4 protein-coding genes are annotated in these 5,308 nt (G+C 63.6%); all 4 read left to right on the forward strand.

The window, feature by feature from the left end:
- Nucleotides 1-555: 555 nt before the first annotated feature.
- The 4 genes from ACNPP0_RS23505 (at nucleotide 556) to panE (ending at nucleotide 5,177) form a co-directional block, all read left to right on the forward strand.
- Complete coding sequence (locus ACNPP0_RS23505) at nucleotides 556-1,470, forward strand: DedA family protein/thiosulfate sulfurtransferase GlpE (RefSeq protein ID WP_448707151.1); 915 nt, start codon at nucleotides 556-558, stop codon at nucleotides 1,468-1,470.
- Nucleotides 1,471-1,703: 233 nt separating this feature from the next.
- A complete protein-coding gene (locus tag ACNPP0_RS23510; RefSeq protein WP_448707152.1) occupies nucleotides 1,704-2,531 on the forward strand; it encodes a VRR-NUC domain-containing protein in 828 nt (275 codons plus the stop codon).
- Nucleotides 2,532-2,545: 14 nt separating this feature from the next.
- Nucleotides 2,546-4,105 (forward strand): type VI immunity family protein, encoded by a 1,560-nt coding sequence (locus tag ACNPP0_RS23515; RefSeq protein WP_448707153.1) that lies wholly within the window; start codon nucleotides 2,546-2,548, stop codon nucleotides 4,103-4,105.
- A 145-nt stretch (nucleotides 4,106-4,250) separates the two neighbouring features.
- Nucleotides 4,251-5,177, forward strand: coding sequence for a 2-dehydropantoate 2-reductase (panE, locus tag ACNPP0_RS23520; protein WP_448707154.1), 927 nt, complete (start codon nucleotides 4,251-4,253; stop codon nucleotides 5,175-5,177).
- The last annotated feature ends 131 nt before the right edge of the window (nucleotides 5,178-5,308 follow it).

Below are 5,308 nucleotides of genomic sequence, written 5' to 3' on the forward strand. Positions count from 1 at the left end.
CCGGCCACGGCGGGCAATGCCGCCTGCGGACGAGGGGGACAGGGATTTCATGCGGGTGACTCCTTCGCGGGGGATGGAAACGTAAGGGGATGGCAGCGATGCGGCGGCGGCACGGTCTGTGCGGGACGGCGCCGGGCAAGGCCGGCAATGTGGGTGTCGCGCGGATTCGCGGTCCAGCGTTCCACGGTCCCGGCCGCCGGCGGACAAGCCGGGGCAATCGGACAAAAACGTGGGCGTGGGATCGGTCATCGGATGGGGGCGCCAGAAGGCGCGTCCCATCCACATGGTCGGGTTCGCTGCCAGTCCTGGCGAAGCAAGTTGTATGCCATGGGCTTGCCCTGCACTAATCGGGGAAACCTGATGGCCGGGCGGAATTATAGGCACCCTGGCGGGCAAGCGTGGCACCAAATTGGTGCCTGTCGTCCCAGGGAACGGACAGGAGGTGTGGAAAATCCGCGTTTCGACCTGTGCACGGCACGGCCAAGCGCCGCGCGGACGGCCCGCCCATTAAAATCGCCGCTTCAGCCGTGCGTGGCGCGGCAAGCTGGAAGATCCATGCAAGACATTCAATTGCTGCTCGAGCAATACGGCGGGTGGCTGGTGTTCGCCAACGTCCTCGTCGAACAGGCGGGCTTGTCCGTGCCTGCCTATCCCATGTTGATCGCGGCCGGTGCGTTGGGCGGCGCGGCGGGTTGGCTGGCGCCGTGGTTGGCGGCAACGTTTGCCTGCCTCCTGGCCGACACGCTGTGGTATGTGGCCGGCCGCCGGTATGGCGCGCGGCTGTTGGGCGTGGTTTGCAAGATGTCCTTGTCGCAGGATTCCTGCATCCGCCAGACGCAGCGCCTGTATCTGCGCATCGGCGTGCGGGCCTTGCTGGTGTGCAAGTTCCTGCCCGGCGCGGGCGCGCTGTCCACCGTCATGGCGGGCCTGACGGGCACGGCGTATCGGCGCTTCCTGGTTTACGACCTGGTGGGCGCGATGATCTGGGCGGGGTCCGCGCTGCTGCTGGGCGGGCTGTTTCACAGCGTCATCAACGACGTGCTGGATGTGCTGGGCACCTACGGCCCGATGGGCCTGGGGGTGCTGGCGGCGGTGCTGGCGCTGTACATCGTGGCGCGCTTTTTGCGCCGCAAGATCCTGCTGCGCAGCCTGCGCGTCATCCCGCGCGTGTCGGTCGACGAGCTGATGCAATGGCGCCAGGACGGCCGCAACACGCTGGTCTTTGACGTGCGCCCCGACGCGCAAGGCGACGGCGCGCGCATTCCCGGCGCCATCGCCGTGGACCTGAAGGCGCCCCTGCCCACGCTGGACGCGCAGGCGCTGGACTCAGACATCGTGGTCTATTGCGCCTGCCCGAACGAAGTCTCGGCCGCACTGCTCGCCTCGCGCCTGCGCGCGGCCGGATATCCCAAGACGTGGGCGCTGCGCGGCGGCTACGAGGCGTGGATGGAGCGCAATCAAGAGGCTTGATGCGAAGGGGGCGACACGTGGGACCGATGACCCGTGGCATCCGGTTGCCCGGTCTAGTCCCTGGCCGACCGTCTTGCGCCATGTCGGAATCCGGCTTCCCCTGATACGCGCTATCAGACTCCTCCTATAGACCTGCCCCGCGTCTATTGCGCAAGATCTTCGCTTCGGGTTGAGGTCCAGGGCCCCGTGCATCTTGCATGCCGGCCTGGTTCCCGTCGACAAGGAGGTCTTGCATGGCAGCCCCTGTTGTCGGTGCGCTTATCTGGGGATATCGCGCCTATCGTGCTTACGCCGCCTACGAAACTGCGCAAACCGCCATCGAAACGGCCGAGACGCTGGCGCAGATCGGCCAGCGCAAGAAAGAGGTCCAGACCATCCTGAAAGATACCATCAGCGGCATGAAGAAAGAGATCGACATCAAGAGCTCGACGTTCGTGCGCACTGGCGGCAACGTCACGGTGTCGCGCGGCCGCCGTGAAAACGTGACATACCGCCAGTACATCGAACGCAAGATCCCATTCCGGCCGGTGATCAGCATGGTGTGCCAGTGGGCGCTGAAGTCGCCGCTGATCGTGCCCAGACGGATACGCAAGAAGATCCCGGGCGACGTCATCGAAACCACGATCGATATCGCGCTCAAGCAGACAACGGCGTCGCTGGTGTTTGAAGCGGTGGATGACCTGCTGGCGTGGCAAAGCCCTTTGAAAGCGGAACCTAACTACAACGCCGCGTCGCGCGCGGCGATGCTGGGTGAGCCGGCGACGCGGCCCATGCGCATCAGTGAATATTTCCCCTTCTGGCCAAGGCCGAAAGGCAGCTTGGCGCCGGATTTGGTCATCGTGGAATACCGCCAGCAGCCGTTTGAGGTCGACAACGTGTTCGCGGCGGTGGAGATCAAGTTTCCGAACGACTGGGTCAAGGATGTGCAGATGCAGGACTATGTGAGGCTGATGAACAGGAATACCGACAAGGTTGCTTTGCTTCGCGTCCCGGAGGACTGCACCGGATTCCGCCCCGCAAAGGACTCCAGCGGCGCGCAGCCGCCAAGGAAAAGACGATGAGTACGAGCCATCCCTTGATTGACGACGATGACCTGTCCGGCATGATCGACGATCTAAAAAAGTGGCCGCACACGTCCATTGACTACAGTGACTTTGAACTGTCGACCACGCTGTTCTTGACGTTCTACTTGAGCTACGAGCCAGCGCACTGTCTTCAGACAACGCTGGCGATGATAGAAGTGAAGGAAGCGTTCGAAAAGTTGCTGGGCCACCCTTTCACCATCGCGACGCATCCCCAATCCGAACGTCCACACTCCTATGGATCAAAGCGGCTTGGCGACATACGGGAATGGGCGAGGTTGATTCCGGTCGAAAAGACGTTTTCAGCGAAGTTCACCGACGAAAAGAACCATCAAAGTTCGCCGCTTCATTCTGCGTACTTGTGGCGAACGGCCGACTGGCGCGATGGAGGAGAGGACTACTCATCAATCCAGTTTTATTACCGCTGGCAATGGTGGCTGGAGAACAAAGACGCGTGGCGGCGGTTCGTGCTTGATACTATCGGCCGCCTGAAGCCGGCCCAGGTCTACAGCGGCTTTTCAATGGGAAACCCGCTTGAATTCGGCATGCGTGCCGAAACAGCGGTATGGGATCGCGCGTTGGCGCCACACTTTTATGGCCTGGATACCGATTATCCGTTCGGCATGTCGCTCACGCCGCAGCTGCCCTCCGGCATCCGTCCACCCACCTGGGGCTTCTTCCTGTCCGACATCTGGCGCAATAAGGCGTCTCTTTCCAGCGAAGACGTGATCGCGCAACTTGCCGATCCGCGTATCCGTATCGACGCCCTCAGTGGCGGTCATTGGATCGAGCTGGGGCCGCAACCCGAGCTCTATCCGGTGGAAGACGGCGTGCCCGCGCTGCCCGTTTTGCTCAACCGGCTGCTGCGCAGAATTCGCCACCCGCAGCTGGATCTGGTTGGCTTCGGCGAATGGGACGGCGACCCGAACGAACGCTTCAACCGTCGCGACACTCAGCGTTGGCTGGCGCGGTTCGACGATGACAGCGATTGGCCCAAGCCGGAAATTCGTGGTCATGAACCGGGGGCGCCGGCGGTCGATCCCGTACCCACCCACGTCGTCGTGGGCAGCACGATTCCGTCTGAGGGCTGGTGGTACACGCTGGCGCAAGACCAGTCACGCCGCTACTTCAAGGCCGACGACGTCGCGCCACCCATCTCCCAGGACACCTCGCGCGGGCGCGTCATCTGGCAACGCGATATCGACCAGCGGGCGCCTGAACCTGAACCGGCGCGCCGCGCCGAAACGGGCCAGCTTGCCCCTCGCGCCGGTCAGTGGCGCGCGCACGAAGTGGCCGACGTCTTGTGCGTCGTGGCCAAGCATGAGCCCTTGCCGGCGTACCAAGGGCGGCCAATAACGTGGCGGTGGATGCGCGAAGCCGTGGCCGCGCCCGCGGGCGCCGCGCACGGTCGGTCGGGCCAGGCCTGCCCCTACCCCGGCACATGGACGTGCCAGGAATTTGCCACGGGCCCCCAGACCTTCATGTATCAGACGATCTTCCCGCAGATCAATGGGCGGGACGTCACCTGGGTAATGGTGACATTCATGAAATAACCGGCCCAGGCTGGTGATCGGCCCTGCCACGCGTTGTAGACGTGCAGGCATCCTTCGGATGCACGCCGGGGTGGGCGAGGCTTCTTGCCAAGCGCATAATTCCAGTTCAGCCCGCAATACAGGCGGGCGGCTACAGGAGAGACGAATGCGGTTGTTGTTTTTGGGTGCCGGCGGCACGGGCGGATATTTCGGCGGGCGCGCCGCGCAGGCGGGCGCGGATGTGACCTTTCTGGTGCGCGAACCGCGTGCCGCGCGCTTGCGCGAACAAGGCTTGCGCATCAAGAGCCCGTTGGGTGATGCCACCCTGCATCCGAAACTGGCCACCCAGCAGACGCTGCAAGGCGCCTATGACGTGGTTGTGCTCAGCTGCAAGGCGTACGACCTGGCCAGCGCCATCGACGCCATCCGCCCCGCCGTCGGCCCGGACACCGCCGTGTTGCCCATCATGAATGGCGTGCTGCAATACGACGTGCTGGACCGCGAGTTTGAACCGCATCGCGTCTTGGGCGGGCTGTGCCAGATTAACGCCACGCTGGGCCAGGACGGCGAAGTCGTGCACCTGGGCAAGCACGCGAACATCGTCTTTGGCGAACGTGCGGGCCCGGCGCGCAGCGAGCGCTGCGTGGCGCTGGAACAGGCGCTGGCCGGTGGTGAATATGTCAGCCGCCTTAGCGAAGACATCCACCAGGACATGTGGGAAAAGTACGTGATGCTGACCACGCTGGCCGCCGCCACGTGCCTGATGCGCGGCTCGATCGGCCAGATCGCGTCCACCGATGACGGCATCGATATCCTGAAAAGCCTGCTGCAAGAATCGCAGGCCGTGGCCGCCGCGTCCGGCCATGCGGTGCGTCCCGAAGCTGATGCGTTTGTGCAGAACTTGATCAGCGACCGCACGCAGCCGATGACGGCGTCCATGTTCCGGGACTTGCGCCAGGGCCTGCCGGTCGAAGCCGATCACATCGTGGGCGACATGGTGCATCGCGCACACACGCTGGGTGTGGATGCCACCTATCTGCGCGTGGCGTTTTCGCATTTGCAGGTCTATCAAGCGCAGCGCGCGGCGGGTTGAATCCGTAGCGGGTCCAAATCGAGTCCCCGGTCGATTGATGCACGGATTGCAAAAAACTCGTCGCGATAATCGGGTTTTTTGTTCGGATTTGACCGAATAGTATGGATTGCCAGATTCGGGGCGGCAGGCGG

It is taken from the genome of Achromobacter semiaridum, from assembly GCF_053543755.1.

What these genes read in the sequence shown, in the direction of transcription:
- ACNPP0_RS23505 (WP_448707151.1), top strand. Translation starts at nt 556, where the DNA reads ATGCAAGACATTCAATTGCTGCTCGAGCAATACGGCGGGTGGCTGGTG.
- ACNPP0_RS23510 (WP_448707152.1), top strand. Translation starts at nt 1,704, where the DNA reads ATGGCAGCCCCTGTTGTCGGTGCGCTTATCTGGGGATATCGCGCCTAT.
- panE (WP_448707154.1), top strand. Translation starts at nt 4,251, where the DNA reads ATGCGGTTGTTGTTTTTGGGTGCCGGCGGCACGGGCGGATATTTCGGC.